Source organism: Paenalcaligenes hominis, assembly GCF_011927625.1.
GTDB lineage: Bacteria > Pseudomonadota > Gammaproteobacteria > Burkholderiales > Burkholderiaceae_B > Paenalcaligenes > Paenalcaligenes hominis.
In genome coordinates this window covers 41,133-65,705 of record NZ_JAATIZ010000006.1, presented here as the reverse complement: position 1 = coordinate 65,705, position 24,573 = coordinate 41,133, and the positions used below count along the sequence as shown (strand labels likewise).

Sequence of the window (24,573 nt, the reverse complement as noted above, 5' to 3'; positions counted from 1 at the left end):
TAAGGCAAACCGCAGAAATTTAATTAGTTAATACCTATATGGGGTAGGGTTTTATTATTTCAAGTCTTCAAAAACAAAAACTATCCAGCTGACACCATAACCAAAGCGGGACGTAAAACACGGTCTGATAAGGCATAGCCTTTTTGCAAGACTTGGGCCACGGTATCTTTGGGGTGCTCTGACGGAATTGCAGAGATAGCCTGATGGGTATGAGGATCAAATTTGTCGCCAATTTGCGGCGCAATTTCGATCAATTTATGGCGTTCAAATGCGCTATTTAACTGACGCAATGTGGTTTCTACGCCCTCGGATAGCACCTCAATCGTTTGAGTCTCTTGGGCTAGTGCTGCCTCTAAGCTATCACGTACGGGGATCAAGCTTTCTGCAAAACTTTCTACTGCGAATTTGCGCGCTTTGGCTACGTCTTCGGTTGCACGACGGCGAATATTTTCCATCTCGGCCTTAGCACGTAGCAATTGATCGTAATACTCAGCCACTTTGGCCTGAGTCTCGGAAAGCTCAGCCTCTAGGTTGGTTTCTTGGGGAAACTGGAGGGTCTCGTCGTTAGCATCGGTGAACAACTCCTCCGCCTGACTCTGCGTTTCGGACTGTTCGGCCTCTGGGGATATGTCTTGGGTAGGATCCTGTGGCTGCTTCGGTGCGGACATAACTTTCTCCACGATAAAATAAATGAATTGCAATAAAAAATAACATGGGGGCCAACGCCCCCACTTCAAGTGTTTAATTCCACTTTTTCATGCGGCCCATTAAAATTGATTTTGAATACGGCGGTAGGCTTGGGCAAAGGTGACGTTGGTGTGCATGACCGACTCTGAAAACTCTTTGGCTGACTGCGGCACCGTATCTAAGGCCGTTAGGTCTGTCGCCCCTGTTACAACCGTTGCGGAAGGCAAATAGAACCGTTCAGGAATATCATGCCCATCTACCACACAGTTGTGGCGAATAACGGCCGAATCCCCTACCGTACAGTTAAATAAGACCGAGTTAAAGCCAATAAACACATGGCTACCTACCGTACACGGACCGTGCACTATAGATCGATGCGCAATAGAACTGCTTGCGCCAATAGTGACCGCAGCCCCATCTTTAGAATGGATGACCACCCCGTCTTGAATATTGGAATTAGCGCCAATCGTAATCGGTTCTAAATGCCCATTTTCATCGACTTCATCAGCACGAATCACTGCGTATGGGCCAATAAACACATGAGGACCTACCTCTACCCGACCACATAATATGGCAGTCGGATCCACAAAAGCCGTTTCATGCACGACTGGGTAATCACCCCGAGGGTTTTTTCTAAGCATTAGTCTTTCCTGAATAAAAGCCGATAGAGTTAAAGCACACGTTTTATCGTTTGCATTGACTCTAGGTCACACTGTGTTAATTGGGCTAAACCGAGGGGTGTAGGTCTAGCTGCCTTGGACTGCACAACACGCTATCGCGCACCACGGCGCTTATCATGTTGCACTTTTAGGGGTTATGGCTAAGGGCATTGGACAGCATTCGCGCCGTAATGTCGACAATAGGAATGACTTTATCGTACGCCATGCGAGATGGCCCAATTACCCCTAAGGTGCCTAGCACCTGACCATCTGCGCCATAAGGGGCCGTGACAACAGAGACATCCTCAAGGGGTACCATTTGCGAGTCACCACCAATATAAATTTGGACCCCTTGCCCTTGGCGCGAACTATCAAGCAAATGCAACCAGTCGGTTTTCTTTTCAAATAAATCGAATAAATGCCGTAGACGGTCCATATTGGCTACCATTTCACTGACATTCAGAAATTTGCTTTCACCTGACAACACAAGGGCTTCGGCACTGTCTTCCTCGGACTCGCCCGCCTCGACCGCGGCTTGCATCAGTCGAGAGATATCACGCCGCAATGAGGACAACTCTAGGGATAAGGCCTCGCGTACTTGGGCAAAAGATAAACCCGAAAAATGCTGGTTAAAAAAATTACTGGCCTCGATTAGCTCGTGCTCTTTGTAGTCACGCGACACAAATAAAATTCGATTTTGCACATCGCCGCTAGGTGTGACAATAATAAGCAAAACGCGTTTGTTCGATAAACGAATAAAATCAATTTGCTTAAACGTTTGAGCCCGCTTTGGTGCTAATACCACACCAACAAATTGCGATAGGTTAGACAGTAAATCGGCTGCTGAGCTGACAGCTTTCGCTGGCTCATGCACAGGCAACTGCTGACTTAACGTCGTGGCTATGCAAAGCTCATGACGCGGCACCGCTAAGAGCTGGTCGACAAAAATACGATAGCCTTGGGGGGTAGGAATTCGCCCTGCCGAAGTATGCGGGCTTTGAATTAAGCCCAAGTCCTCGAGATCCGCCATTACATTGCGAATTGTGGCCGGCGATAAGTCTACCACCTGCGATAGAGTCTTAGACCCTACCGGCTGACCGTCCACAATATAACGTTCGATCAGGACGTTCAGTAATGCACTCGCTCTATCATCCATAGTATTAAATATATAGGGTTGGCGTTCAGAAACGCTTTCTAAGGCAACAAAAAAACCATTGCGCCTTTATAATTCTAACTAATTATTATCTAACACATCACAAGGTCACCCCCCATGCACTTTAAATCGGTAGCAATTATTGGTCGCTATCAAGACAGTGGTTTAGATGCACCTGTGCGTGCTTTAGCTCAAACCTTACAACGAGCAGGCTGTCAGGTCATCATCGAAGCCGATACCGCGCGCTATGCCGGTATTAACGATATGGCCACACGCAGTTACGATGAAATCGGAACCTCTGCCGATTTAGCCGTTATTATGGGCGGCGACGGCACAATGATTGGGGCAGCACGCAAGTTGGCTAATTTTCGTGTGCCTTTAATTGGCATCAACCACGGGCGTTTGGGTTTTATTACTGATATCCCCTTAACGAACGCCCATGAAGCGGTGACAAGCGTGATTCAAGGAAACTACACGCTCGAAGAGCGTAGCCTACTTGAAGGTCGTATTGTACGCGGTGATCAAATACTTTATTCGGGCATAGCACTCAACGATATTGTTATTAATCGTGCTGGACGCGGCGGCATGATCGAGCTTAGTGTAGAACTAGATGGCAGTTTTATGCATCGTCAACGAGCCGATGGTGTGGTAATTTCTACCCCAACTGGTTCGACTGCATATGCGCTAGCTGCTAATGGCCCTATTTTATACCCAACCTTAGATGCGTTACTTTTGGTGCCTGTGGCCCCACAAACCTTGTCGAATCGCCCCGTAGTAGTGCCCGGCACCAGCACGCTCAGTCTTACTATTACCACCCTAGGGCGCGTGCAATCAGGGGCCAGTGTACACTTCGATATGCAAACCTTGTCCGACTGCCAACCCGGTGACCGAATTGATATTCGTCGCGCCCAAAACACGGTGCGCTTTATCCATCCCGAAGGCTATAGCTTTTTTTCTACCTTAAGGCAAAAATTAGGCTGGAATCGTTTCCCTGCTGACGAGAACGAGTAACTGACTATGTTATGTTCCCTACACCTTCGTGACTTTGTAATTGTGGATCAAAATCACATTGATTTTGGTGCAGGTTTTACCGTCTTTTCTGGTGAAACAGGCGCAGGCAAATCCATTTTAATTGATGCGCTGTCTCTGGTTCTAGGAGGTCGAGGGGATAGCAGCGTGATCCGAGCGGGTGCCGAGCGCACTGAAATTATAGCTACATTCACGACCACACCCAGCACAACGGCTTGGCTTAATACCAATGACTTTGAACACAATGACGAGCTCATTCTGCGCCGCCTGATCGACCAACAGGGCCGCAGCAGGACGTATATTAACGGCACCCCCTGTACGGTGGCACAGTTACGCGAGCTAGGAGCCCAGCTCATTGATATCCATGGGCAACACGCACATCAAAGCTTATTAAACCCCCAAAGCCAATACACCATTCTTGATACCCAAGGTCAACATCTAGCGCTTAGCCAACAGGTAGCCAAAGCTTGGCAACAGTGGCAACAAGCGCTTTCCACATACAATCATGCCCTCACAAGCAGCCAGTTACATCAACAAGAGCTTGAGCTCGTAGAATGGCAAATCCAACAATTGACGGATCTAGGTCTGGGCGAGGGAGACTGGGAACGCTTAAGCCAAGAACACCAGCGTCTGGCTCATGCGCAATCTTTATTAGATAACGCCGGTCACGCCTTGCATTTGCTCGAAGCCGACAGTGGGGCTCTGCCTCAGCTTAACAGTGCCTTGCATCAGTTGCAGAGTGTCCTTAGCCACGACCCTAACTTACAAAACATCTATCAAATCCTTGAGTCCGCACAAATCGCTTGCGCTGAAACCATTTCCGATCTGAATAGCTACGTTAGCGATGTAGAGCTAGACCCCGAACGGCTTGAGCACATTGATCAACAAATGTCTGCCGCTTTTTCATTAGCGCGCAAACATAAATGCGAACCAGAGGCTTTGCCTGACCTGCTCGAGCAGCTGATGACACGTCAACAACAACTCCACCAATCCGTTGACATCGAGAGCCTGCAAACCCAAGTCAATAAAGCGCAAAATCACTACACAGACTTAGCTGAACAACTCAGCAAGGCTCGGGCTGTCACCAGCCAAAATTTAAATCATCATGTCAGTGCCGCCATGCAACAGCTTTCTATGCTAGGCGGACAATTTGTGGTTCAGCTCACTCCTACGGATGCTAGCGCCCATGGCAATGAAAAGGTCGAGTTTTTAGTGGCTGGCCATCCGGGCGTAAAGCCTGCCCCTTTAACTAAAGTGGCATCGGGGGGCGAACTATCGCGTATTTCATTAGCCTTATCGGTGATAGCAAGCCAAGCGGCTCGCGTGCCCACCCTGATTTTCGACGAGGTAGACAGTGGTATTGGGGGTGCTGTCGCCGAGGTAGTTGGCCGTCTACTGCATGAACTAGGCCAACGCCATCAGGTGCTGTGCGTGACACACTTGCCCCAAGTTGCAGCGTATGGTGACACGCATTATCTCGTCAGCAAGCAAACGCAAAACAACGCTACCGTTTCTAAAATACAACAACTTAACGAATCTGAGCGCGTAGAAGAAATTTCTCGAATGCTAGGAGGAATTGAAATCACCTCGACGACTCGTCAACATGCTAAAGAAATGCTTGGGCTGACTCATTGAAGCTTAAACAAAAAAGGGGCATAGCGCCCCTTTTTTTGAGATTAAGACTTAACGTTTACCACGTCCACTTTTAGATGTTGTGATGCATTCATCGCAAAGGCCATATAACACTAGCGTATGGCTTTCTAATTCGAAACCGAGATTATCAGCGATCACATATTGACGTTTTTCGATTTCAGGATCGGAGAACTCAACGACTTTGGCGCAATTTGTGCAGATAAAATGGTCGTGGTGATCGCCGTCATTAAGCTCGAATACCGCTTTGCCACCGTCAAACTGACTGCGCATTAAAATACCCGCCTGCTCAAATTGAGTCAGGACGCGGTACACTGTGGCTAAGCCAATATCGACATCTTCGGCAATTAAAATGCGGTAGACGTCTTCGGCGCTGAGGTGACGCAGCTCTTCGGTGCCGTCATGTCGACGGAATACATCTAGAATCTTTAGGCGCGGAAATGTCGCCTTAAGCCCCATATTTTTCAGTTCATTTTGGTCTTTCATAAGCGAGATTATATATCTGATTGGGGTAAGGCTCGTTGCCCGCACTGCATAGTGCAGCCGGATTTCGAGGTGAAATTTACAATGAGCACGATGCACATTTCAATAAACCCTTATATGATAACGATTTTATCCTAACAGGGGCACGGTAAAGCAATGATTGCAAAAAAATACTCTACTTTTTTGCGCGTAGGCCTAATAGCTGGGCTGTCCGCGCTAACCCTTAGTGCATGCAGTGGCACCAAATGGGGGTTTCCTTATAAAGCCCCTGTACAACAAGGCAACTGGCTTACAGAGGCTCAGGTAAATCGTCTTTCTGTCGGCATGAGCCGAGAGCAAGTGCACTTTTTGCTAGGCACCCCTACTTTGCAAGATATTTTCCACAGCAATCGCTGGGACTATCCTTATTATCATAAACCAGGTACAGGGAATCCTGAACTACGTACCTTTACTGTTTGGTTTGAGGGTGATGAGCTGGTGCGTTGGGAGGGCGACCCGCAACCGAATCGTCAGCCATACGAACAAGCCGACTCGGGTGCTAACGCCGTTCAGACTGCCCCTAACGATGACAGCTCGGCCAACCCAGTGACTAACCCTGTATTGCCCCCTGCCGAGGCCGGCATTCAAGAAGAGCCTTTACGGTAAACTAGCTATCCATTTACTCCGCTTTTCTTGAATTTTTCTTAAAGGAAACGTTATGCGTATCGCTATTGCAGGCGCTAACGGTCGTATGGGTCGCATGTTGATCGAAGCTGTGCTCAAAAGCTCAGATTTACAACTTGCCGTCGCCCTAGATCATACAGGTGCTGATTCCATTGGGCTTGATGCCGGGGCTTTTTTAGGCCAAACCACAGGGGTTGTCATTACTGATGACCTTGATCAACTACGCCAAGCCGATTGTTTAATTGATTTTACTCGTCCAGCTGGCACCTTAAACCATTTACAAGCTTGCATCACGCATCAATGCAAACTCGTCATTGGTACCACTGGATTTAGCGAAGCAGAAAAACAGCAAATTGCTGCAGCAGCAGAACAGACAGCCATTGTCTTTGCTCCAAATATGAGCGTAGGCGTTAATGTGGCGCTGCGCTTAATTGAAATGGCTGCCAAGCTCATGAACCAAGGTTTTGATGCCGAAGTGTTCGAGGCTCACCATCGTCACAAAGTCGATGCCCCTTCAGGAACGGCTCTTGCCATGGGCGAAGCCGTCGCTAAAGCATGGGATGTCGAGCTTAACGAGGTGGCTGATTGGACCCGTCACGGCGAAACCGGGGCACGCGAAGACGGGCGAATTGGGTTTTCAGTGGTGCGTGGCGGCGATATTATCGGTGACCATACGGTGTTTTTCTGCGGTGAAGGCGAGCGTATTGAAATCACCCATCGCTCCAGCAATCGCAGCACCTATGCTCAAGGTAGTCTACGAGCTGTACGCTTTTTAGCCCAGAAAGACACGGGCTTATATTCAATGCAAGACGTGTTAGATGCCTAATCTAAAAAAAGCTTGGTCAACACCAAGCTTTTTTTTAGCTCATTTCAATGGGTTCTTGTTCCAACTGCACCCCAAACATGGCATACACATCGGCTTGCACCTGCTGCACGAGCGCATGCACATCAGTCGCACTCGCACCACCATAATTTACTAACACCAGCGCTTGACGACGGTGCATACCTACTGGCCCAAGACGTTTACCCTTCCATCCTGCTTGCTCAATCAGCCACCCTGCGGCTAATTTCATTTGATTGCCCTGCTCGTAAGCCACTACTGCTGGATACTGCGCGTAAATTTGCTCATACACGGCTTTAGAAACAACAGGATTTTTAAAAAAACTGCCGGCATTCGCTAATTGGCGTGGATCAGGCAACTTGTGCTGACGCACAGCGATAACGGCATCAAAAATAGCCCGAGCATTGACTTCTTTTTGTAGCCCGGGATGATTGAAGAGATCGGGATAGCGTAAGATAGGCTGCCATGTCGCGCGCGTGCAAAGCTTAAACTGTACCGCGGCAATTACATAGCGACCGCTTGGAGCACGTTTAAATAGACTGTCACGATACGCAAACTCGCACTGCTGAGCACTAAAATAACGCCAACTGGCTTGGTGAAAATCCCACACCTGAACCTGATGCACAAATTGCTGTAGCTCTACGCCATAGGCACCAATATTTTGCACAGGCGCTGCGCCCACCGTGCCGGGTATTAAAGCGAGATTTTCTAGCCCCAACCAGTTGTTCTGTACACAATGCTCGACAAAGTCATGCCAATTTTCACCGGCTTGAGCTTCTATAATACAGTCGGTGTCAGTTTGGCTAACTAAGCGTATGCCACAATTTTGCATTTTAATCAGTAAGCCAGGTAATACGGATGCTAAAACGACATTACTGCCCCCGCCTAAAACGCGATACGATTCAAACTGCGCGACCAGGTTTTGTAATGAGGGAATCGTATCTATATGATCAATGCACACCAGGGATTGTGCCGTTGATGCTAAAGCAAGGGTATTATCTGAATCCAATTGATAATTAGATTGCACAAGCACAGTGAAGCTCTCTTAAGGGTCATAGAAACCTTCATCATGCAGGATTTTTACTTTTTTTTCAAAAAAAGTTGACAACATTGAAAGAAACACGCTATATTTATCTTTTTGCAGAACACAGCATTTAATTAAAAGCTAAACCCTGTGCCAGCAAAACTATTGACAAAAAGATAAAATCGCAGTATAGTTATCTTTTTAGCAACCACAGTTTGATAAAAACTTAGCAGCAAGAAAAACTTGCAAAAACAAAAACACTAAGTTATAATTTCAAACACTGGGAAACAAACCCAGCAATAAAAATAACAACGCGGGAATAGCTCAGTTGGTAGAGCGCAACCTTGCCAAGGTTGAAGTCGCGAGTTCGAGTCTCGTTTCCCGCTCCAAATTCTTAAAAAGCCCAAACTATGTTTGGGCTTTTTTACGTCTATTGCTTTGCTACGCAAACCCTCTGCCCCTCCCTAATCCTGCTAGCTACAGGTACAATGCCTAACCTTGTCCTAGTGACCGATTTCCAGTAAATGGAGCCATCCCCATGGATTTACTCTTTGTACTACTGACGTTATTTGTTGTGTGGCGTGTGCTGTGCTTACGCTATCAGAAAGCCCACATTCATTTATTAAGTCATTACTTAGCCTCACTTCAATTAGAAAAACATATTGAGACGCTAACACAAGGCTATTTGCGCGCTATTAGTTCAGAAACAGAATCGCGCCAACACCAAATTTTTGAAGCACTGGCGCCATCTGAACAGGCGGTAGCAAGCCAAACACAGAGCTTAGCCACAAAAATGGAGTCGGCAGCCCCTTTGCAAACACGAATTGGCGTCTTACCCTTTTGCTTGCCTTACATAGAACATATTGTTCCTAGCTTAACGCGGGACTTTCGTGAATTACTTCGTATTCATGCCGCAGGCATTCAGCATGTGGTTGATAATGAAATGGACTGGAGCCCCAAAGATCGCGCTTTCCATTTATCGGCCGAATTGTATTTATTTCAAAACAGCTGCCATTGGTTTTGTAAATCGCGCAATGTTGCCAACGCTCGTCTACAGCTCCAACATAAAGTCACTTTTGATAAAACCCTAGCGTCGGTTTCAGAACGTACGCGCTCTGCGTATCAAAACTGGCTACATCAAGCATAAAGTTCTTTTATTTTCATTAACTGTTGAGCTTGCATCATGACTGCTTGTTTACGCTTTATTAGCAACAGAACCGATTTTTCTGTGTGGACTCGAGTAGGTTTAGGGCTAGCCGCGTTACTTATTCTTTCTGGCTGCGCTACCCAACCGCCAACTACACCTGAAAACCTATGCGGTATTTTTCAAGAAAAACCCAGTTGGCGCCATGCCGCCCAGAAAACACAAAAAAAATGGGGTGTGCCGCCGCAAATTACGATGGCCATGATGTATCAGGAATCCAGCTTTAGGCACAACGCCATTCCACCACGACGCTATGTGCTTGGCTTTATTCCATGGGGTCGGGTTAGTAGCGCTTATGGCTACGCCCAAGCCAAAGACGAAACGTGGGCGGACTATAAACGGGAAGCGGGCAGTGTGCTTGCTCGACGTGATAACTTTGCCGATGCCATTGATTTTATGGGGTGGTATAGCCATAAATCTCAACAAATCAACGGTACCTCAAAGTGGGATGCCTACGGCCTTTACTTGAACTACCACGAAGGCTGGACCGGTTACAGAAATCGCACCTATGATCGCAAGGCGTGGCTTAAGCAAACGGCTACCAAAGTGCAAGCACGTGCCGAACGCTTTGGCACGCAGTACCGTAGTTGCTCATAGCCTGTATGGTTATTGTGTCTTTTTTGAAGCCAACCCTTCATAATCGTCAAATAATAACGACACACAAAAGGACAAATCATGGCTGCCACACAGCGCACAAACTTATGGCTCATGCTGGGTGCTTCGCTCATTCTCTTCTTATCACTAGGAATTCGGCATAGTTTTGGCTTATTTTTAAGCCCGATGAGCACTGAGTTTGGCTGGAACCGCGAAGTCTTTGCTTTTGCTATGGCGTTGCAAAACTTAGCCTGGGGCGTGGCGCAGCCTTTTGCTGGGGCGCTGGCTGACCGCTATGGTCCACGTCGCACTATTGCACTAGGGGGCGTATTTTATACGACAGGCTTAATTTTGATGGGCTACGCACACAGTGCACTCTCTCTGTCGCTTAGCACGGGGCTTCTTATTGGGATTGGTTTATCCGGCACGTCATTTTCGGTTTTACTTGGTGTGGTTGGTCGAGCCGCTCCGCCCGAAAAACGTAGCATGGCAATGGGCATTGCTGCCGCTGCTGGTTCCTTTGGGCAGTTTATTATGCTTCCTGGTTCCATCCACCTGATCGAGTGGCTCGGGTGGTCAGCGGCGCTGATTGTCTTGGGTCTCATCTCGGCATTGGTCTTGCCCTTAGCCACCATGATTAAAGACGCCACCCCAGCCCCTCAAACCGAAATCAATCAAAGCCTAGGCGCTGCCTTAAACGAAGCATGGCATCACTCTGGGTTTAGACTGCTTGCTTTTGGCTTCTTCGTGTGTGGCTTTCAAGTGGTTTTTATTGGGGTGCACCTTCCTGCCTATTTAGTGGATCATCAACTACCCGTCATGGCGGGGGCTACGGTATTGGCCCTAGTCGGGTTATTTAATGTAGCAGGTACGTATATTGGCGGCTGGTTAGGCGAACGGTATTCTAAACCCCGTTTACTTAGTGCCTTGTATTTAGCACGCGCAGTCGTGATTGTGCTGTTTATTTCCTTCCCCATCAGTATCTGGAGTGCGTATGCATTTGGAATGAGCATGGGCCTGCTGTGGTTATCGACAGTTCCCTTAACGAATGGCACGATTGCTACTATTTTTGGAGTCAGAAACTTGTCGATGCTTGGGGGAATTGTGTTTCTCTTTCACCAAATAGGGTCATTTTTGGGAGGTTGGCTAGGGGGCTATCTGTTCGACAAAACAGGCAGTTATGATAGTGTCTGGTATCTATCTATTGTGCTGAGCCTTGTTGCTGCCGCATTAAATTGGCCTATTCGTGAACAGGCCATTTCTCGTGCCCAAGGAGCCTATTCATGATGAAAAGAATCGGTCTAGCTGTGGTCGGAATTGGCCTAGTGGCCCTAACGCTCTATGCCTTTTATGCTTGGCGCTTTGCGGCATTTGAACTGCTGCCTATAGGGCTGCCTATGTGCTAGGCGCAGCCTGTACTCGGGCACGCTGCTAACGACCTAATGCATAAAATTCAGGATTAGGCTGCATGTGTGCCGCATTGGCTAAACGGTTCGACATACCAAAAAACGCGGCAATGGCCATAATGTCCCATGCGTCCTCTTCATCAAACCCATGTTCGGCAAGCGTTGCGTAATCGTTCTCATTAATTGCGTATGAGCTTTGTGTTACCTTGACAGCAAAATCCAACATGGCTTGATGACGCGCTGAAATAGGGGCTTTACGAAAATTAATAGCGACTTGATCCGCAATATAAGGGTCTTTAGCACGGACCCGGAGTATGGCCCCGTGTGCAATCACGCAGTAATGGCATTGGTTAACATTACTGGTCGCCACCACGATCATTTCGCGCTCAGCCAAGGTTAAATTACCCCGTTTTTCCATTAAGGCGTCATGATACGCAAAAAAGGCCCTGAACTCATCAGGTCTACGCGCCAACACCACAAATACATTGGGAATAAAGCCAGCTTTATCGTGCACCTGTTGAATTCGGTCTGCAATATCGTGAGGTAACTGATTTAAGTCGGGTAGGCTAAAGCGAGTAATAGGTTGTTCTTGTGTCATGTTTGTCTCCGGTTTTTATCGTTAATTGAGTTTTACCACCACACGGCCACGTATTTTTCCATCTAAAAGTTGTTGCGCTGTTTCTAGAGTTTGTTCTAAGGGAATTTCTTTAGCTAGCATCGTCGCCAATAGGGCAGGATCCAAGTCTGTGGCTAAACGCCGCCAAGCGCGTAAACGCAGCTCAACAGGTGCATAGACACTTTCTACCCCAATTAATTTAATACCGCGCAAAATAAACGGCGCGACGCTACTGGGAAAACTCATACTTTCTGCCAAACCACATGCCGCAACTACCCCGTAGTATTTCATGGAGGCACACACATTGGCTAAGGTATTTCCCCCCGCCACGTCAATGGCGGCAGCCCACTGCTCTTTGCCTAGGGGACGAGGCGGTTTGCTGTACTCGCTACGAGGCAAAATGTGCTTGGCGCCAAGATGCTTTAAATAATCGGCCTCATGTTCACGTCCAGTTAGAGCAGCTACCTCGTAGCCTAGTTTTGCCAATACGGCTATGGCCACACTCCCTACCCCGCCCGCTGCCCCTGTGACTAAAACAGGCCCTTTGTCGGGTGTTATCCCCTGTTGTTCCAGAGCAAGCACACATAACATGGCCGTATAACCGGCAGTGCCTATGAGCATCGTATCGCGCAACTGAAATGGTTCAGGAACACGAATTAAGTACTTGGCTGGTACCGCCGCGTATTCTGCCAAACCGCCCCAATGGGTTTCCCCTAACCCCCAACCATTGACGAGAACCTGATCGCCTTTTTGGTAGTCGGGATGAGTAGAACGCTCGACTACGCCTGAGAAATCAATACCAGGAACCATGGGAAACTGACGCGCAATGGGCGACGCCCCCGTAATAGCGAGGGCGTCTTTGTAATTAAGGGTGCTGTAAGCGACTCGCACCAGTACGTCTTCTTGGGGTAACTGATCAAGATCGAGTTTTTGTAATTGAGCCTGCTGTGCATCATTTTTCTTATCTATGACTAAAGCATTAAACATCTGTTTCTCCGTTGACCTGCCAAACCGATATTAACCCTAGGAGGTATCGCACTCTTGGGGGGCTTTGTGTAAAGTTATCACAGTACTCATACAAAAACGAATCCTTTCATGGTTGGAGTAGACAATGCTTGACCAAGAATCGCCCCTAGTTTTACACACTGAACACAGTGGCATCGTCACCCTTGAGTTAAATCGTCCCCATCAATTCAATGCGCTATCACACGAGCTTTTACAGGCCTTAGCGCAGCATATCGAAGCCATCGAACGCAACCCTCAAGCTCGTGTTGTTATTCTTCAGGCCAAAGGCAATGCATTTTGTGCTGGCCACGATTTAAAACAAATGCGGGCTAAACCTAGTCTCACGTATTACCAACAGCTCTTCACGCAATGCACACAGGTTATGCAAGGGTTGCAACGCTTACCTATTCCTGTCATTGCAAAAGTTCACGGCTTAGCCACGGCTGCCGGCTGCCAATTAATAGCTAGCTGTGATTTAGTCATTGCCTCTACGCAGGCTCAGTTTGCGGTCTCTGGTATTAATGTGGGTCTGTTTTGTTCTAGCCCAGCCGTTGCACTATCGCGCAACCTCAGTCCCAAGCGCGCTTTTGATTTACTCGTAACGGGGCGTTTTATTGATGCCCAGACCGCAGAACAATGGGGTCTCATCAATCACGCAGTCCCTGCCCACCAGTTGGACCAAGCAGTACAAGACAAAGTTGATCTACTTTTAGCCAAAAACGCCACTGCTATCCGCTATGGCAAGCGCCTATTTTACGAACAGCTTGAGATGCCACAAGCGCAAGCGTATGCCCATGCCGTTCAGGTAATGGCACACAATATGATGGAAGAGGACGCGCTCGAAGGTCTTAGCGCTTTTATTGAAAAGCGTCCTGCGCATTGGCAAAGCTCTGTTCACCTCAAGGAGACGTAAATGCACAGCCCCAATCCATACGACGAGGGTTTAGAAAAAAATGCGGCCAATTACACTCCTTTATCGCCCCTCAGTTTTATTGAACGTGCAGCCCATACTTTTCCTACCGTGACCTCGGTTATCTACCAGCAAAAGCGTTATACCTGGTCTCAGACGTATCAACGTAGTAAGCAACTTGCTAGCGCCCTGCGGTCACTGGGCATCCAACCCGGCGACACTGTCAGCGCGATGCTACCCAACGTACCGGCTATGTATGAGCTGCATTTTGGGGTTCCCATGACCGGTGCGGTGCTAAATACACTTAATATTCGTCTAAATGCCGAGGTTTTGGCTTTTATGCTTGACCATTGCCAATGCAAAGTGCTGTTTGTCGACCCCGAGTTCACGGCAGTTATTAAGCAAACCCTCCTGCTCATGACCGAACCGAAGCCTATCATCATTGATGTGGATGATATCCACTTTGGCTCTGCGCGACGCATTGGTAAATATGAATACGAAGCGTTTATTTCAAAAGGCGACAAAGACTTTACCTGGCAACTGCCCCAAGACGAATGGGACGCGATTGCGTTAGGGTACACCTCTGGCACCACAGGTAACCCTAAAGGTGTAGTTACCCATCATCGCGGCGCCTATCTTGCCGCTGTCAGCAATGTGTTGGCCGCACAAATGCCCCAAAATGCTGTGTATCTTTGGACTCTCCCTTTATTTCACTGTAACGGGTGGTGCTTTCCTTGGGTGCTGGCGTTGGTGGGGGGCACAAATGTCTGCCTACGACGTATTGATGTAACGGTCATCTTAGAGCAAATTCGCATCCATCACGTCGCCTACTTTTGTGGGGCACCCATTGTGCATGCCATGATCGCCGATGCGCCCCCCGAACTCCGTGCTGGCATCGAACATACAGTGCACGGCCTCGTTGCTGGGGCTCCGCCGCCGGCTTCGGTTTTTAAACGCATGGAGGAAATAGGCTTTAATGTGATCCATGTATACGGCTTAACAGAAACCTATGGCCCCTCATTAGGTTGTGTGACGCAGCCTGATTGGGCACACCTCTCTGTAGACGAGCGCGTCGCTAAAAAAAGCCGTCAAGGAGTGCGTTATGCACTCTTAGAGGATGCACAGGTGCTTGACCCCAACACCTTAATCGTGGTGCCCCACGATGGTAAAACGCTAGGTGAAATCATGGTGCGGGGCAATTTAGTAATGAAAGGCTATTTAAAAAATCCGCACGCGACTGCTGAAGCCTTTGCTGGCGGATGGTTCCATACAGGCGATCTCGCGGTCGTCGAGCCAGATGGCTATATTCGCATACGCGATCGCGCTAAAGACGTCATTATTTCAGGAGGAGAAAATATTGCATCGCTAGAAATTGAAGAAGCGTTGTTATTGCACCCTGCTGTGGCAGCGGTGGCAGTCATTGCCATGCAAGATGAAAAATGGGGCGAAGTCCCTGCTGCATTTGTTGAGTTCCGACCGGATATCATCCCTCCTACCGAGGCCGAGCTCCATCAACACTGCGAGCAACATCTAGCACGCTATAAATTGCCTAAAAAGTATGTTTTTGGGCCGTTAATCCGCACTTCTACCGGTAAAGTACAAAAATTCCTTTTGCGAGAACAAATTAATGTCCAATAAAAATTCCTCACTATCATTACGCCTGACCCTAGGGGCAGCGCTTGTTGCTTTACTTGGCGCCTGCGCTCATCAGCCAACCGCGCAACTGCCAACGCAAACGGCCGCTACTCAAGCCGTGGCGGCCGCCTACGATCACACCTTGTCTGTGTTTCACCCCGTAGTGGCCAAAAATGGCATGGTATCATCCGAACATCACCTTGCTTCCGAAATTGGCCTCAGCATTCTGCAACAAGGAGGCAATGCGGTTGATGCAGCGGTAGCTGTTGGGTTTGCTCTAGCAGTCGTGCTGCCTAATGCCGGTAATATCGGCGGTGGTGGCTTTATGATGTACCACGACGCGGCAAGTAGCCAAAGTGTAGCGCTAGACTTCAGGGAAAGCGCCCCAGCAGGGGCGCACCGTGACTTGTACTTAGACGCTGAGGGCAACGTGATTGATGGTAAATCGTTATTCACACATTATGCCGTCGGGGTACCTGGTACAGTTTCTGGCTTAGAGCATGCCTTAAAGAAATGGGGCTCAATGCCATTACATCGCGTAATGCAACCTGCTATTAAGTTAGCCGAAAATGGTTTTACTGTCAGTGAAACATTAGCCAAGGTACTGGCAGCCTCTGCTGATAATATGGGGCAGTGGCCTACTACGACCGCCATTTTTTGGCGTAACGGCGCCCCCCTCAAGGCGGGTGACACACTCGTTCAAAAAGACCTAGCCCGATCCCTACGTCAAATAGCCAAACAAGGTAGCTATGCCTTTTACAAAGGGGACATCGCGCGACGTATTGCTCAAGAAATGCAGCCTTACCCTGGGGCGATTACTCTCAATGACCTTGCCAGTTATCAATCCATAGAGCGTCAGCCCGTACGCGGCACTTACCGCGGCTACGAGATTGTCACCATGCCGCCGCCCTCTTCTGGTGGCGCACACCTGATCCAGATACTTAACATACTCGAGCGTTGGCCCTTAAAAGAGTGGGGTCACAATAGTGCTCAATCCATTCACCATATGGCCGAAAGCATGAAGTTAGCTTACGCAGACCGTGCTGAATACCTAGGCGACCCCGATTTTGTCGAGGTTCCTTTAGCTGGCCTGGTCTCTAAACGCTACGCCGAAGAGTTAGCTCAGCGCATTACCCATACGGCCACTCCTGCTCAGGCTATTAAACCGGGCAAACCGCACCCTTATGAGAGCGACCAAACCACTCACTACTCCATTATGGACAAGCAAGGCAATGCGGTAGCTGTTACCTATACCCTTAACACCAATTTTGGTACTGGCATCGTTGCAGCAGGCACAGGTATATTACTCAATAATGAAATGGATGACTTTTCTGCTAAGCCGGGCGTAGCAAATGCATACGGTTTAGTGGGTGGTGAAGCCAATGCAGTGGCTGCTGGTAAGCGCCCTCTGTCGTCCATGACGCCGACTCTACTGCTTAAAGATGGGCAACCCGTGTTGGTTACGGGCAGTCCAGGCGGCGCCCGCATCATCACCACTGTTTTACAAACCGTCATGAACCTCGTGGATTACGACATGAACCCAGCCGAATCGGCCGCTGCTTTGCGTGTACACCACCAATGGACGCCCGATGAACTGCGAGTAGAACAAGGTTTAAATCTGGATACCACCCGTTTACTCGAAGAGCGTGGCCACAAAGTCAGTGTTAAAGCGTCAATGGGGCGCACTCAAACCGTACAGCGCGAGGGGGATAAGCTATGGGGGTATTCCGACCCCCGCAATCCAGACGGGTCTACATTAGGTTATTAACCCCTTAGAGCAACGCCTTTTTGCTAGCGGCGTTGCTCTACACATTCTTTTACATTTGATCCAAAGAATCATTCTTATAATGCACACTATTATTTAGCTTGATACAAAGGATTCACCCATGCGCTTGCTGCTTGCTATTTTCTTGCCTTTTATGGTGTTTTTCACTATTGGTCGTCCTATTGCCGGTATTGTGTGCTTGATTTTGCAAATCACGTTAATCGGTTGGATTCCAGCCGCTATTTGGGCTACCTACGCCCTAAGCCAATACAATACTGACAAAAAGATTCGCAATACGCTTAGCGGACGCGTCTAAACAGTTAGCCACCTACTTAGGTGGCTTTAATTTTGGTGGCTTGGAAACATATGGGCTGTCTTTCATGGAAAACCGTAAGAGCTCATGAGCCCAGTCACCCGCATAGTCCACGCCAATACGTGGGCTTTTTTCAACCTGTTCGCCCGATGCAAGAGGCGTATCTAATACATAAATATGCTTTCCACATGCATCCGTGCCGTAGTCAGCACGCGTTATACCCAGTGCCTTACACAAACGACCCGGGCCATTGGTAGGTAATGTAATCCCCTCTATTGGCTCTAACCCGCGGAGCAATACCCCAGACCCACTGCCTACTGGCCCACTGACTAGATTCATGCAGTGGTGCATGCCGTAAATTAAATACACATACACGTAACCAGGTTCACCAAACATCACCTGTGTGCGAGCGGTAACACCTTTAGACGAATGGGCCGCTAAATCATGGGGGCCTAAGTAGGCTTCGGTTTCTACTATACGACCCACTCGCTTAGGCTGCCCTGGTTTATGCACCACCAAGGTTTTTCCGATTAAACCGTGAGCGACTTCAGCGCAATTTGGGTTGGCGTAAAAATCTCGTTCTAACTTCGACACACCGCCTCCTCTAACGTTTGATCTATCTGTTACTGTAGCAGTCTTTGGCTTTTCTTGCTTAACGCGTTTATTATTGATATAATCATTTTTTGCGGCGCAATGGCAGAGTGGTTATGCACCGGATTGCAAATCCGTGTAGATCGGTTCGATTCCGGTTTGCGCCTCCAAAGATTCTAAAGGCCTACGTATTTATACGTAGGCCTTTTTCATTGCCTATTTACTTTACGGTGCATAGGTAAGGTGGCCCTAGACAAAGCTTTGTATATCTATAGATAACTGATCTACAATCAAACGAGTTTCTTAACGAGCAGCCGCACTTTATGACTAAGCCATCTGAATTTTACTTTCCTTGTCCTCGCACCATTACTTATTGCACACAATGCGCTAACCCCTTGGCGCGTATTATCCCTCCTGATGATAATCGTGTTCGCGACGTATGTTTACAATGTGGTGCCGTTCATTATCAAAACCCACGCAATGTGGTTGGCATTGTTCCCATTTGGGAAAATAAAATTCTATTATGTAAGCGTGCCATTGAACCGCGTGCCAACACCTGGACCTTGCCTGCTGGGTTTATGGAACTCAAAGAAAGCACCAGTGAGGGCGCTTTGCGCGAAGCCGATGAAGAGGCTGGCATTGCGGGGGTAGAACTCGGTCAGCTTTTTACCTTGATTGATGTGCCCAACGCCGGCCAAGTGCATATTTATTATTTAGCTAAAGTGACTGATCCTGCCCTAAACCCCGGGCCAGAGTCGCTTGAGGCGGCTTATTTTGATTTTGATGCCATTCCGTGGGATAACCTGTCATTTAGAACCGTAAGCAGCACTATCGAACACTTTTTGGCTGATCACCAACGCGGCCAATTCGATATTCATTATTATAGTTTGAACGAAAACCTCTAGCTTTGCTTGTATGCCATTGATCTCTATTCCCTGGATTGATGCCCACAGCCCATTTCCTTCAGTGGAAATGGCCTTAAGCAATGGCTTAGTCGCAGCAGGCGCCGATTTATCCATACCGCGCCTTTTAAATGCGTACCGCCACGGCTTATTCCCTTGGTTTAACGAGGGAGAGCCCATTTTATGGTGGTCTCCTAACCCCAGAACCGTATTGCGTTGTGATCAGTTCAAACTGTCCAAGTCATTAGCTAAACGTTGTAGACAGCTTGGCCGTGACGAGTTGGGCCCTAACCCTACATTACGCGTGACAACGAACATGGCGTTTTTGCAGGTGATCCAGCAGTGCGCGCAGACACGGCGCCATAAAGAAGGCACTTGGATCTCTTCTGACATTATTCATGCGTATTACAACCTCCACTTGATTCATCACGCTCATAGCATTGAAGTCTGGCAAGGCGCTGAATTGGTAGGAGGCCTGTATGGCGTACGATTAGGACAGTTCTTTTTTGGTGAGTCTATGTTTAGCTTAATCAATGACGCAAGTAAAATTGCCTTGTATTATTTGACGCGTTATTTGCTTACCATCCATGCTATCCAATACATCGATTGCCAACAAGAAACTGCCCATTTACTAAGTCTAGGGGCGACCCCCATACCTCGTACCGAGTTCAGTCAATTGCTAGCAACGTTAACAAGCGCTGACACATTGCCCTGGGGGCAAGGCCAGCTTTGTGCACAAGGACTGCTTTACCCAGCTCAATAAGGAAAATCCTATGAGGGGTATTCATTCATCATCTAAATCCATTCAGTTTTATTTAACTAGCAGCTATGCCTGTAGTTACTTGCCTGAAAAGCGCGCGCGTTCTTTAGTGGCGGCGCCGTCTTATTTAGTCACCAGTCAAAGCTATCCAGCACTATTAGAAAACGGCTTTAGACGAAGTGGAACCTTCACTTACAAGCCACAATGTGACCAGTGTCAGGCCTGTATGCCAATTCGCTTGGATACACGCCGCTTTAGCCCTAGTCGTAGCCAGCGCCGCACGTTAAAACGGTTTAGTCATCTACAGGTTTATCGCAGAGCTTTGGCTTGGCAAGACGATCATTATGCTCTGTATCGTCAGTACCAAGCGGCACGACATAGCGGTTCTGAAATGGATAATGACGATAGCTCGCAATACATTGATTTTTTACTTACTAGCCATGTGAATTCGTATTTGCTTGAGTTTAAAGACGACGCCGAGCTTGTCATGGTGGCTTTAGTGGACGAGGTACCGTCTGGTTTGTCAGCAGTCTATACCTTTTTTAACCCTACTATTTCTGGCTTGGGAACGTATGGCATCCTGTGGCAAGCGCAGTATTGCCAACAAAAACAACTGGATTGGCTTTATTTAGGCTACTGGATCGAACAAAGTCGTAAAATGGCCTACAAAACGCAATTTACCCCTTATCAACTTTTTTCCAATGGCCAGTGGATCGCGCCGGTACCCTAATATGTCCTTACTTCTTCATACTTACGGCTTAGTTCGCCCTCTCCTATTTAAAATGGATGCCGAGCAAGCTCATGAATTCACATTAAAAGCTTTAGATAGAATCCATCAGCTTGCGGGGCACTTACTCAAGCAAGACCTTTCTCTGCCGACTGAGCTCATGGGCTTAAGTCTAAAAAACCCAGTAGGTTTAGCAGCAGGTCTAGATAAAAACGGCGCTCATATTGATGCGCTTGGGGCATTGGGCTTTGGTTTTGTTGAGGTAGGCACGGTGACGCCACTTGCCCAAGCCGGTAACCCAAAACCGCGTTTGTTCCGCATTCCGGCAAAGCAAAGCTTAATTAATCGATTTGGCTTTAATAACGACGGCCTTGATCAATTTATTCAAAACGTTAAGCAAAGCCAGTGGCACCGACAAGGTGGTATTTTAGGGCTGAATATTGGTAAAAATGCTGCCACACCTATCGAAGAAGCCACCAGTGACTACCTAAAAGGCTTAGACGGAGTGTATGCGCATGCGGATTATGTGACGGTAAATATTTCGTCACCCAACACGCAAAACTTACGGGCTTTACAAGCAGAGAACGAGCTAGTGGCTTTACTGAGTGCGTTAAATGCACGTCGGCAAACACTTCAAGCGCAATACCAACGCCATGTGCCTATTGTGGTTAAAATTGCGCCCGATCTTTCTATCGATCAGGTAGATAGCATTGCCCATGCTGTTCAACAAACACATATTGACGGTATTATTGCGACCAACACCACGTTAACGCGTGATGCTGTGCTAGGGCTGCCTCATGCGAACGAGCAAGGGGGTTTGTCTGGGCCGGCCGTTCATGCGCTTTCGCTAGAGGTATTGGCACGCTTGCGTACACAGCTAGGCGCCGACTATCCATTAATTGGTGTAGGCGGTATTCACTCAGGAATTCAAGCCGTAGAAAAATTTCAAGCTGGGGCCAATGCAGTTCAGATTTACACAGGACTCATCTATCAAGGGCCATTATTGATCCGAGATTGCGTGGACGCATTACGTAATTTGGGTCGATAAACCAAAAAAGCCCTTAGCATGACGCTAAGGGCTATAAAAAAACAACACACCACACAGGAATGACATAAATAAATTTATGCCAAGTATTACCTTGATGGTACTACCCCTAGTACACCAAAGTAATTCGGAGCTGAGCTCGTTAGTTACGCGCTCGAGCTAAATTCTTTTCCACGACTTCGGCGGCCTGCTCTGCCGTTTTAAATGCTGCGCCTGTGGCGGCATTAATATTCGACTCGTGTAATTCGGCTGCCTGACGGCCTGCTTTTAAAATTGTATCAGTTAAGTTAGTGCTTGCAACCAATCCGGCCTTTAAAAGCGCTACGCTGCTTTCGCTACCTGTAGGGGCTTTCTTAGCTAATTGCTCGACTAGCTCTACGGCTTGTTGCTGATTTGAGGCAATTTGCTTTTCTGTTAGGCTTAGGATCTGTTTTTGCATCTCAGCTAAAATGCTATAGGCATTTTTGCTGTAATTCAAGGCTTGTTCAGTAGATGGCTTGCTAACCTCACCTACTAGCTTAGCAGCTTGTTGCACATCCTGTAAGCTAGTGACTTGCTGAGTTTTTGCAGAGAGATCCTCTAATGAGCTCTTTACTAGACCTAAATTTAAATGAACAAGCTTTTCAAAACCTGAAAAAAATGCGTTTTGCATAGCAATGGCATTGTCTAGGTTGCGCTGTTGGGATTCGATAAACTGTTGTGCAGATGGATTCATGATGCTTCCTCGTAGTACTTTGATAGTTAAAGGAAAATAGGGATGAAGGTTTAATCCTTGCAGCATGTATCCTAAGGAATACCTTCATGTTGCACTGCAACAATTTCATTGTACTAGGTATTAATCGAATAGCAAGCGCCTGCTTTTTACTCTTATTTTTTCGTGGTGCTAAAGCCGCAATTTGTCTCACTCTTAAAAGGACTAACCATGCCAACTCGAGTCATTATTCATGCTGCATGCGCTAATTCACTGCAGCGTGCACGCAACAATGCCTACAACTTATTACTTAGTAGGCCCGAGACAGAAATAGAAATTGTTGTGAATGCTGGAGCGGTAGCTGCCGCTTTAGCTGAGGAGCACAATACAGATGCGTTGTTACGGGTGTGTGAAAACACATTAAAGCACACACAGCAACAGACGGGGACACACCAAGTGGTCCCCGCTGCCATTGTGTATTTAGTTGAAAAACAGCAAGAAGGTTGGATCTATATTAGAGCCTAGCGGATTACGCTTTATTTTTTATTAAGGGTTCAAAACCTAGACCCACAGATATTTCCCGGGCTGTGTCTTGCAAGGTAGGAATCCATGAATCGCGTAAACGCTCTGCTGGTGCAGACAAGGACAACCCCGCAACCAGCGCCCCTGCGTCATCGTAGATGCCAGCTGCTATGCAGCGCACCCCTAGCTCAAGCTCTTCGTTGTCACGCGCATAGCCATGACGTCGTACGAGGGCTAATTCATTTTCCAACTCGGCCATTTGTGTGATGCTGTTGCGTGTGTTTCCTGCTAAACCGGTACGCATCACATAAGCACGAACTTGACGAGCATCCAGCTCAGACAAAAACAATTTGCCACTTGACGTTAAATGCAATGGGGCATGCCCACCAATAGCGCGCACGACTTGCATGCCGGATGTTTCACTCCAAGCACGCTCTACATACACAATCTCATCGGCTTGTTTCAGAGCCAAGTTAACTGTTTGACCTGTGATTTTATGTAATTCACGCATGGCCTCAATGGCCACAGTACGTACGTTTAAACGCCCTTTCACTAGAGAGCCTAGCTCTAACAACCGCATCCCTAAGCGATATACGCCGCTATCTACACGCTCTACGTAACGCCCCACGACTAAATCATTTAAAATGCGGTGTGCAGTAGAGGTATGCAGGCCGGTGGCTTTCGCTAAGTCTTTTAATGCCATGGGCTCGGATTGACGCGCCAACTCGTCCAAAAGCAGCATGGCGCGCTCTAACACCTGAATAGTAATTAAACCCGAGTTAAAACTTGTGGTGGACATACCTGTTTCATACCAAAAAAGCCAGAAGGCACGCGACATTGACGCATCGCAACAATTCCATGTTATGAAATTTCCCATAACATGGCAAGTCTACGCTTAGTCAATGGCAGTGAGTTTTCCGCCTACGCGTTGTACTTCACCACGTAAAAAAGCCAAGGCTTCAGCACACGCCTGGGGTTCGCCTTTGACACCTAGTTCAATATGAGGTCGACGCTGATTATCCCCTACACTGGGCAAGCTAAACGCTTTGACTCCAGGCCACTGGCGCTCTAGCTGCTGTAGGGAAGGTGTAATCCGTGACTCGGGTAAAGCAAAAGCCAAAAAAGAATGTTCGGCTTTAACTGTTAAATGATGTAAATGCCCATAACGGTTATCAAGGGTCCACTCCATCATGGGCCATGCCATCACAGGAAAACCAGGCATAAAGGTGTGGTTATGGATAAAAAAGCCAGGTATTTTATTGTATGGGTTGGGCACGATGTCTGCCCCGACGGGGAAAACGCCCATTTGTAAACGCTGCTGGTTTTCAGACAAAGTCATGTCAGCTTGGCCCTGGCCAGCATCGGCTTGTTCTTTAGTGCGTTCAGCAATTAAAGCGGCCGCCTCGGGGTGTAAGCGTAGTTCTACCCCTAAAGCACGGGCAGCCGCTTGACGTGTTTGATCATCAGGCGTCGCACCGATGCCGCCACAACTAAACACAATGTCATCCGTGGCAAAGCTCTGCCTAAGCACGGTTTCTACGTGGTCGGGATCGTCTGAAATAATTTGGGCGCTGTGCAGTGCTAGACCTCGCTCTTTAAGCAGCGCGACCAGTCGTGCAAAGTGTTTGTCTTCACGCCGACCTGATAGAATTTCATCACCAATAATAATCAATCGAATGTTGGGCTGACTCATTGCTG

At 47.9% G+C, this 24,573-nt stretch carries 28 protein-coding genes and 2 tRNA genes; 19 read left to right on the top strand and 11 right to left on the bottom strand.

The features are described 5' to 3' along the window. Positions 1 to 80: 80 nt before the first annotated feature. From grpE to hrcA, 3 genes are all read right to left on the bottom strand, one after another. A complete protein-coding gene (gene grpE / locus GGR41_RS12610) occupies positions 81 to 668 on the bottom strand; it encodes a nucleotide exchange factor GrpE (protein WP_167662203.1) in 588 nt (195 codons plus the stop codon). Between the two features lie 99 nt (positions 669 to 767). Beyond that, positions 768 to 1,328, bottom strand: a complete 561-nt coding sequence (locus GGR41_RS12605) for an LbetaH domain-containing protein (protein ID WP_077733758.1) — start codon at positions 1,326 to 1,328, stop codon at positions 768 to 770. Between the two features lie 166 nt (positions 1,329 to 1,494). Continuing rightward, the gene (gene hrcA, locus GGR41_RS12600) at positions 1,495 to 2,502 is read right to left on the bottom strand and encodes a heat-inducible transcriptional repressor HrcA (protein ID WP_167662202.1); all 1,008 of its coding nucleotides are present in this window, start codon (positions 2,500 to 2,502) and stop codon (positions 1,495 to 1,497) included. A 114-nt stretch (positions 2,503 to 2,616) separates the two neighbouring features. Here hrcA and GGR41_RS12595 point away from each other — a divergent pair, with 114 nt between their 5' ends. Both GGR41_RS12595 and recN read left to right on the top strand, forming a co-directional pair. Further along, complete coding sequence (locus GGR41_RS12595) at positions 2,617 to 3,510, top strand: NAD kinase (RefSeq protein ID WP_167662201.1); 894 nt, start codon at positions 2,617 to 2,619, stop codon at positions 3,508 to 3,510. A 6-nt stretch (positions 3,511 to 3,516) separates the two neighbouring features. Further along, positions 3,517 to 5,163 carry a DNA repair protein RecN gene (recN, locus tag GGR41_RS12590; RefSeq protein ID WP_167662200.1) on the top strand — a complete coding sequence of 549 codons (1,647 nt, stop codon included), beginning with the start codon at positions 3,517 to 3,519 and terminating at the stop codon, positions 5,161 to 5,163. 48 nt (positions 5,164 to 5,211) lie between these two features. Here recN and fur read toward each other — a convergent pair whose 3' ends face one another. Then, positions 5,212 to 5,664 carry a ferric iron uptake transcriptional regulator gene (gene fur / locus GGR41_RS12585; RefSeq protein WP_167662199.1) on the bottom strand — a complete coding sequence of 151 codons (453 nt, stop codon included), beginning with the start codon at positions 5,662 to 5,664 and terminating at the stop codon, positions 5,212 to 5,214. 153 nt (positions 5,665 to 5,817) lie between these two features. On the opposite strand from fur, the gene GGR41_RS12580 reads away from it, so the two are divergent. Continuing rightward, the gene (locus tag GGR41_RS12580; protein WP_167662198.1) at positions 5,818 to 6,306 is read left to right on the top strand and encodes an outer membrane protein assembly factor BamE; all 489 of its coding nucleotides are present in this window, start codon (positions 5,818 to 5,820) and stop codon (positions 6,304 to 6,306) included. A 52-nt stretch (positions 6,307 to 6,358) separates the two neighbouring features. Next, on the top strand, positions 6,359 to 7,150 hold the full coding sequence (gene dapB, locus GGR41_RS12575) for a 4-hydroxy-tetrahydrodipicolinate reductase (RefSeq protein ID WP_167662197.1): 792 nt from the start codon (positions 6,359 to 6,361) through the stop codon (positions 7,148 to 7,150). Between the two features lie 34 nt (positions 7,151 to 7,184). Here the strand turns inward: dapB and murB are convergent, their stop codons facing one another. Beyond that, a complete protein-coding gene (gene murB / locus GGR41_RS12570; protein ID WP_188372629.1) occupies positions 7,185 to 8,198 on the bottom strand; it encodes a UDP-N-acetylmuramate dehydrogenase in 1,014 nt (337 codons plus the stop codon). Between the two features lie 304 nt (positions 8,199 to 8,502). Between murB and GGR41_RS12565 the strand changes: the two genes are divergently transcribed. The 5 genes from GGR41_RS12565 to GGR41_RS13225 all read left to right on the top strand — a co-directional run bounded on the left by GGR41_RS12565 (position 8,503) and on the right by GGR41_RS13225 (position 11,393). Then, positions 8,503 to 8,578, top strand: a tRNA-Gly gene (locus GGR41_RS12565). A 149-nt stretch (positions 8,579 to 8,727) separates the two neighbouring features. Further along, positions 8,728 to 9,336, top strand: a complete 609-nt coding sequence (locus tag GGR41_RS12560; protein WP_167662196.1) for a hypothetical protein — start codon at positions 8,728 to 8,730, stop codon at positions 9,334 to 9,336. Positions 9,337 to 9,372: 36 nt separating this feature from the next. Further along, entirely contained in the window at positions 9,373 to 9,990 is a 618-nt protein-coding gene (locus GGR41_RS12555) for a transglycosylase SLT domain-containing protein (RefSeq protein WP_167662195.1), read from the top strand. 78 nt (positions 9,991 to 10,068) lie between these two features. Beyond that, positions 10,069 to 11,274: an MFS transporter gene (locus GGR41_RS12550; protein WP_167662194.1), complete on the top strand. Its 1,206-nt coding sequence runs from the start codon at positions 10,069 to 10,071 to the stop codon at positions 11,272 to 11,274. Next, positions 11,271 to 11,393, top strand: a complete 123-nt coding sequence (locus GGR41_RS13225; RefSeq protein WP_268235114.1) for a hypothetical protein — start codon at positions 11,271 to 11,273, stop codon at positions 11,391 to 11,393. Before GGR41_RS12550 ends, GGR41_RS13225 begins: the two co-directional genes overlap by 4 nt. 25 nt (positions 11,394 to 11,418) lie before the next feature. On the opposite strand, the gene GGR41_RS12545 is transcribed toward GGR41_RS13225, so the two are convergent. Continuing rightward, entirely contained in the window at positions 11,419 to 11,991 is a 573-nt protein-coding gene (locus tag GGR41_RS12545) for a peroxidase-related enzyme (protein ID WP_077733765.1), read from the bottom strand. Positions 11,992 to 12,012: 21 nt separating this feature from the next. Then, a complete protein-coding gene (gene acuI / locus GGR41_RS12540) occupies positions 12,013 to 12,996 on the bottom strand; it encodes an acrylyl-CoA reductase (NADPH) (RefSeq protein WP_167662193.1) in 984 nt (327 codons plus the stop codon). A gap of 124 nt (positions 12,997 to 13,120) precedes the next feature. Between acuI and GGR41_RS12535 the strand changes: the two genes are divergently transcribed. From GGR41_RS12535 to GGR41_RS12520, 4 genes are all read left to right on the top strand, one after another. Further along, positions 13,121 to 13,927, top strand: a complete 807-nt coding sequence (locus tag GGR41_RS12535; protein ID WP_167662192.1) for an enoyl-CoA hydratase — start codon at positions 13,121 to 13,123, stop codon at positions 13,925 to 13,927. Next, complete coding sequence (locus tag GGR41_RS12530) at positions 13,928 to 15,562, top strand: acyl-CoA synthetase (RefSeq protein WP_167662191.1); 1,635 nt, start codon at positions 13,928 to 13,930, stop codon at positions 15,560 to 15,562. Continuing rightward, on the top strand, positions 15,552 to 17,327 hold the full coding sequence (gene ggt / locus GGR41_RS12525; RefSeq protein ID WP_167662190.1) for a gamma-glutamyltransferase: 1,776 nt from the start codon (positions 15,552 to 15,554) through the stop codon (positions 17,325 to 17,327). Before GGR41_RS12530 ends, ggt begins: the two co-directional genes overlap by 11 nt. A 118-nt stretch (positions 17,328 to 17,445) precedes the next feature. Then, a complete protein-coding gene (locus tag GGR41_RS12520) occupies positions 17,446 to 17,640 on the top strand; it encodes a YqaE/Pmp3 family membrane protein (protein ID WP_167662189.1) in 195 nt (64 codons plus the stop codon). A 12-nt stretch (positions 17,641 to 17,652) separates the two neighbouring features. Here GGR41_RS12520 and GGR41_RS12515 read toward each other — a convergent pair whose 3' ends face one another. Next, complete coding sequence (locus GGR41_RS12515; RefSeq protein ID WP_167662188.1) at positions 17,653 to 18,231, bottom strand: DNA-3-methyladenine glycosylase; 579 nt, start codon at positions 18,229 to 18,231, stop codon at positions 17,653 to 17,655. 93 nt (positions 18,232 to 18,324) lie between these two features. On the opposite strand from GGR41_RS12515, the gene GGR41_RS12510 reads away from it, so the two are divergent. The 5 genes from GGR41_RS12510 (at position 18,325) to GGR41_RS12490 (ending at position 21,665) form a co-directional block, all read left to right on the top strand. Further along, positions 18,325 to 18,398 (top strand) — tRNA-Cys (locus GGR41_RS12510). Between the two features lie 153 nt (positions 18,399 to 18,551). Further along, positions 18,552 to 19,133, top strand: a complete 582-nt coding sequence (locus GGR41_RS12505) for an NUDIX hydrolase (protein WP_167662187.1) — start codon at positions 18,552 to 18,554, stop codon at positions 19,131 to 19,133. A gap of 19 nt (positions 19,134 to 19,152) precedes the next feature. Next, positions 19,153 to 19,893, top strand: a complete 741-nt coding sequence (gene aat, locus GGR41_RS12500) for a leucyl/phenylalanyl-tRNA--protein transferase (protein ID WP_167662252.1) — start codon at positions 19,153 to 19,155, stop codon at positions 19,891 to 19,893. A gap of 10 nt (positions 19,894 to 19,903) precedes the next feature. Further along, the gene (locus GGR41_RS12495) at positions 19,904 to 20,620 is read left to right on the top strand and encodes an arginyltransferase (RefSeq protein ID WP_167662186.1); all 717 of its coding nucleotides are present in this window, start codon (positions 19,904 to 19,906) and stop codon (positions 20,618 to 20,620) included. 1 nt (position 20,621) lies between these two features. Next, positions 20,622 to 21,665: a quinone-dependent dihydroorotate dehydrogenase gene (locus GGR41_RS12490; protein WP_167662185.1), complete on the top strand. Its 1,044-nt coding sequence runs from the start codon at positions 20,622 to 20,624 to the stop codon at positions 21,663 to 21,665. A 139-nt stretch (positions 21,666 to 21,804) separates the two neighbouring features. Here the strand turns inward: GGR41_RS12490 and GGR41_RS12485 are convergent, their stop codons facing one another. Beyond that, complete coding sequence (locus GGR41_RS12485; protein ID WP_159436832.1) at positions 21,805 to 22,377, bottom strand: phasin family protein; 573 nt, start codon at positions 22,375 to 22,377, stop codon at positions 21,805 to 21,807. A 207-nt stretch (positions 22,378 to 22,584) separates the two neighbouring features. Between GGR41_RS12485 and GGR41_RS12480 the strand changes: the two genes are divergently transcribed. Beyond that, complete coding sequence (locus tag GGR41_RS12480) at positions 22,585 to 22,878, top strand: DsrE family protein (protein ID WP_077733771.1); 294 nt, start codon at positions 22,585 to 22,587, stop codon at positions 22,876 to 22,878. Between the two features lie 4 nt (positions 22,879 to 22,882). Here the strand turns inward: GGR41_RS12480 and GGR41_RS12475 are convergent, their stop codons facing one another. After that, positions 22,883 to 23,674 carry an IclR family transcriptional regulator gene (locus GGR41_RS12475; RefSeq protein ID WP_149026106.1) on the bottom strand — a complete coding sequence of 264 codons (792 nt, stop codon included), beginning with the start codon at positions 23,672 to 23,674 and terminating at the stop codon, positions 22,883 to 22,885. 96 nt (positions 23,675 to 23,770) lie between these two features. Further along, a complete protein-coding gene (locus tag GGR41_RS12470) occupies positions 23,771 to 24,568 on the bottom strand; it encodes a competence/damage-inducible protein A (RefSeq protein ID WP_167662184.1) in 798 nt (265 codons plus the stop codon). Positions 24,569 to 24,573 lie beyond the last annotated feature (5 nt).

Excerpts from the sequence above, each read along its gene's own strand:
- grpE (WP_167662203.1), bottom strand. The coding sequence starts at position 668 with ATGTCCGCACCGAAGCAGCCACAGGATCCTACCCAAGACATATCCCCA.
- GGR41_RS12605 (WP_077733758.1), bottom strand. The coding sequence starts at position 1,328 with ATGCTTAGAAAAAACCCTCGGGGTGATTACCCAGTCGTGCATGAAACG.
- hrcA (WP_167662202.1), bottom strand. The coding sequence starts at position 2,502 with ATGGATGATAGAGCGAGTGCATTACTGAACGTCCTGATCGAACGTTAT.
- GGR41_RS12595 (WP_167662201.1), top strand. The coding sequence starts at position 2,617 with ATGCACTTTAAATCGGTAGCAATTATTGGTCGCTATCAAGACAGTGGT.
- recN (WP_167662200.1), top strand. The coding sequence starts at position 3,517 with ATGTTATGTTCCCTACACCTTCGTGACTTTGTAATTGTGGATCAAAAT.
- fur (WP_167662199.1), bottom strand. The coding sequence starts at position 5,664 with ATGAAAGACCAAAATGAACTGAAAAATATGGGGCTTAAGGCGACATTT.
- GGR41_RS12580 (WP_167662198.1), top strand. The coding sequence starts at position 5,818 with ATGATTGCAAAAAAATACTCTACTTTTTTGCGCGTAGGCCTAATAGCT.
- dapB (WP_167662197.1), top strand. The coding sequence starts at position 6,359 with ATGCGTATCGCTATTGCAGGCGCTAACGGTCGTATGGGTCGCATGTTG.
- GGR41_RS12560 (WP_167662196.1), top strand. The coding sequence starts at position 8,728 with ATGGATTTACTCTTTGTACTACTGACGTTATTTGTTGTGTGGCGTGTG.
- GGR41_RS12555 (WP_167662195.1), top strand. The coding sequence starts at position 9,373 with ATGACTGCTTGTTTACGCTTTATTAGCAACAGAACCGATTTTTCTGTG.
- GGR41_RS12550 (WP_167662194.1), top strand. The coding sequence starts at position 10,069 with ATGGCTGCCACACAGCGCACAAACTTATGGCTCATGCTGGGTGCTTCG.
- GGR41_RS13225 (WP_268235114.1), top strand. The coding sequence starts at position 11,271 with ATGATGAAAAGAATCGGTCTAGCTGTGGTCGGAATTGGCCTAGTGGCC.
- GGR41_RS12545 (WP_077733765.1), bottom strand. The coding sequence starts at position 11,991 with ATGACACAAGAACAACCTATTACTCGCTTTAGCCTACCCGACTTAAAT.
- acuI (WP_167662193.1), bottom strand. The coding sequence starts at position 12,996 with ATGTTTAATGCTTTAGTCATAGATAAGAAAAATGATGCACAGCAGGCT.
- GGR41_RS12535 (WP_167662192.1), top strand. The coding sequence starts at position 13,121 with ATGCTTGACCAAGAATCGCCCCTAGTTTTACACACTGAACACAGTGGC.
- GGR41_RS12530 (WP_167662191.1), top strand. The coding sequence starts at position 13,928 with ATGCACAGCCCCAATCCATACGACGAGGGTTTAGAAAAAAATGCGGCC.
- ggt (WP_167662190.1), top strand. The coding sequence starts at position 15,552 with ATGTCCAATAAAAATTCCTCACTATCATTACGCCTGACCCTAGGGGCA.
- GGR41_RS12520 (WP_167662189.1), top strand. The coding sequence starts at position 17,446 with ATGCGCTTGCTGCTTGCTATTTTCTTGCCTTTTATGGTGTTTTTCACT.
- GGR41_RS12505 (WP_167662187.1), top strand. The coding sequence starts at position 18,552 with ATGACTAAGCCATCTGAATTTTACTTTCCTTGTCCTCGCACCATTACT.
- GGR41_RS12495 (WP_167662186.1), top strand. The coding sequence starts at position 19,904 with ATGAGGGGTATTCATTCATCATCTAAATCCATTCAGTTTTATTTAACT.
- GGR41_RS12490 (WP_167662185.1), top strand. The coding sequence starts at position 20,622 with ATGTCCTTACTTCTTCATACTTACGGCTTAGTTCGCCCTCTCCTATTT.
- GGR41_RS12485 (WP_159436832.1), bottom strand. The coding sequence starts at position 22,377 with ATGAATCCATCTGCACAACAGTTTATCGAATCCCAACAGCGCAACCTA.
- GGR41_RS12480 (WP_077733771.1), top strand. The coding sequence starts at position 22,585 with ATGCCAACTCGAGTCATTATTCATGCTGCATGCGCTAATTCACTGCAG.
- GGR41_RS12475 (WP_149026106.1), bottom strand. The coding sequence starts at position 23,674 with ATGTCCACCACAAGTTTTAACTCGGGTTTAATTACTATTCAGGTGTTA.
- GGR41_RS12470 (WP_167662184.1), bottom strand. The coding sequence starts at position 24,568 with ATGAGTCAGCCCAACATTCGATTGATTATTATTGGTGATGAAATTCTA.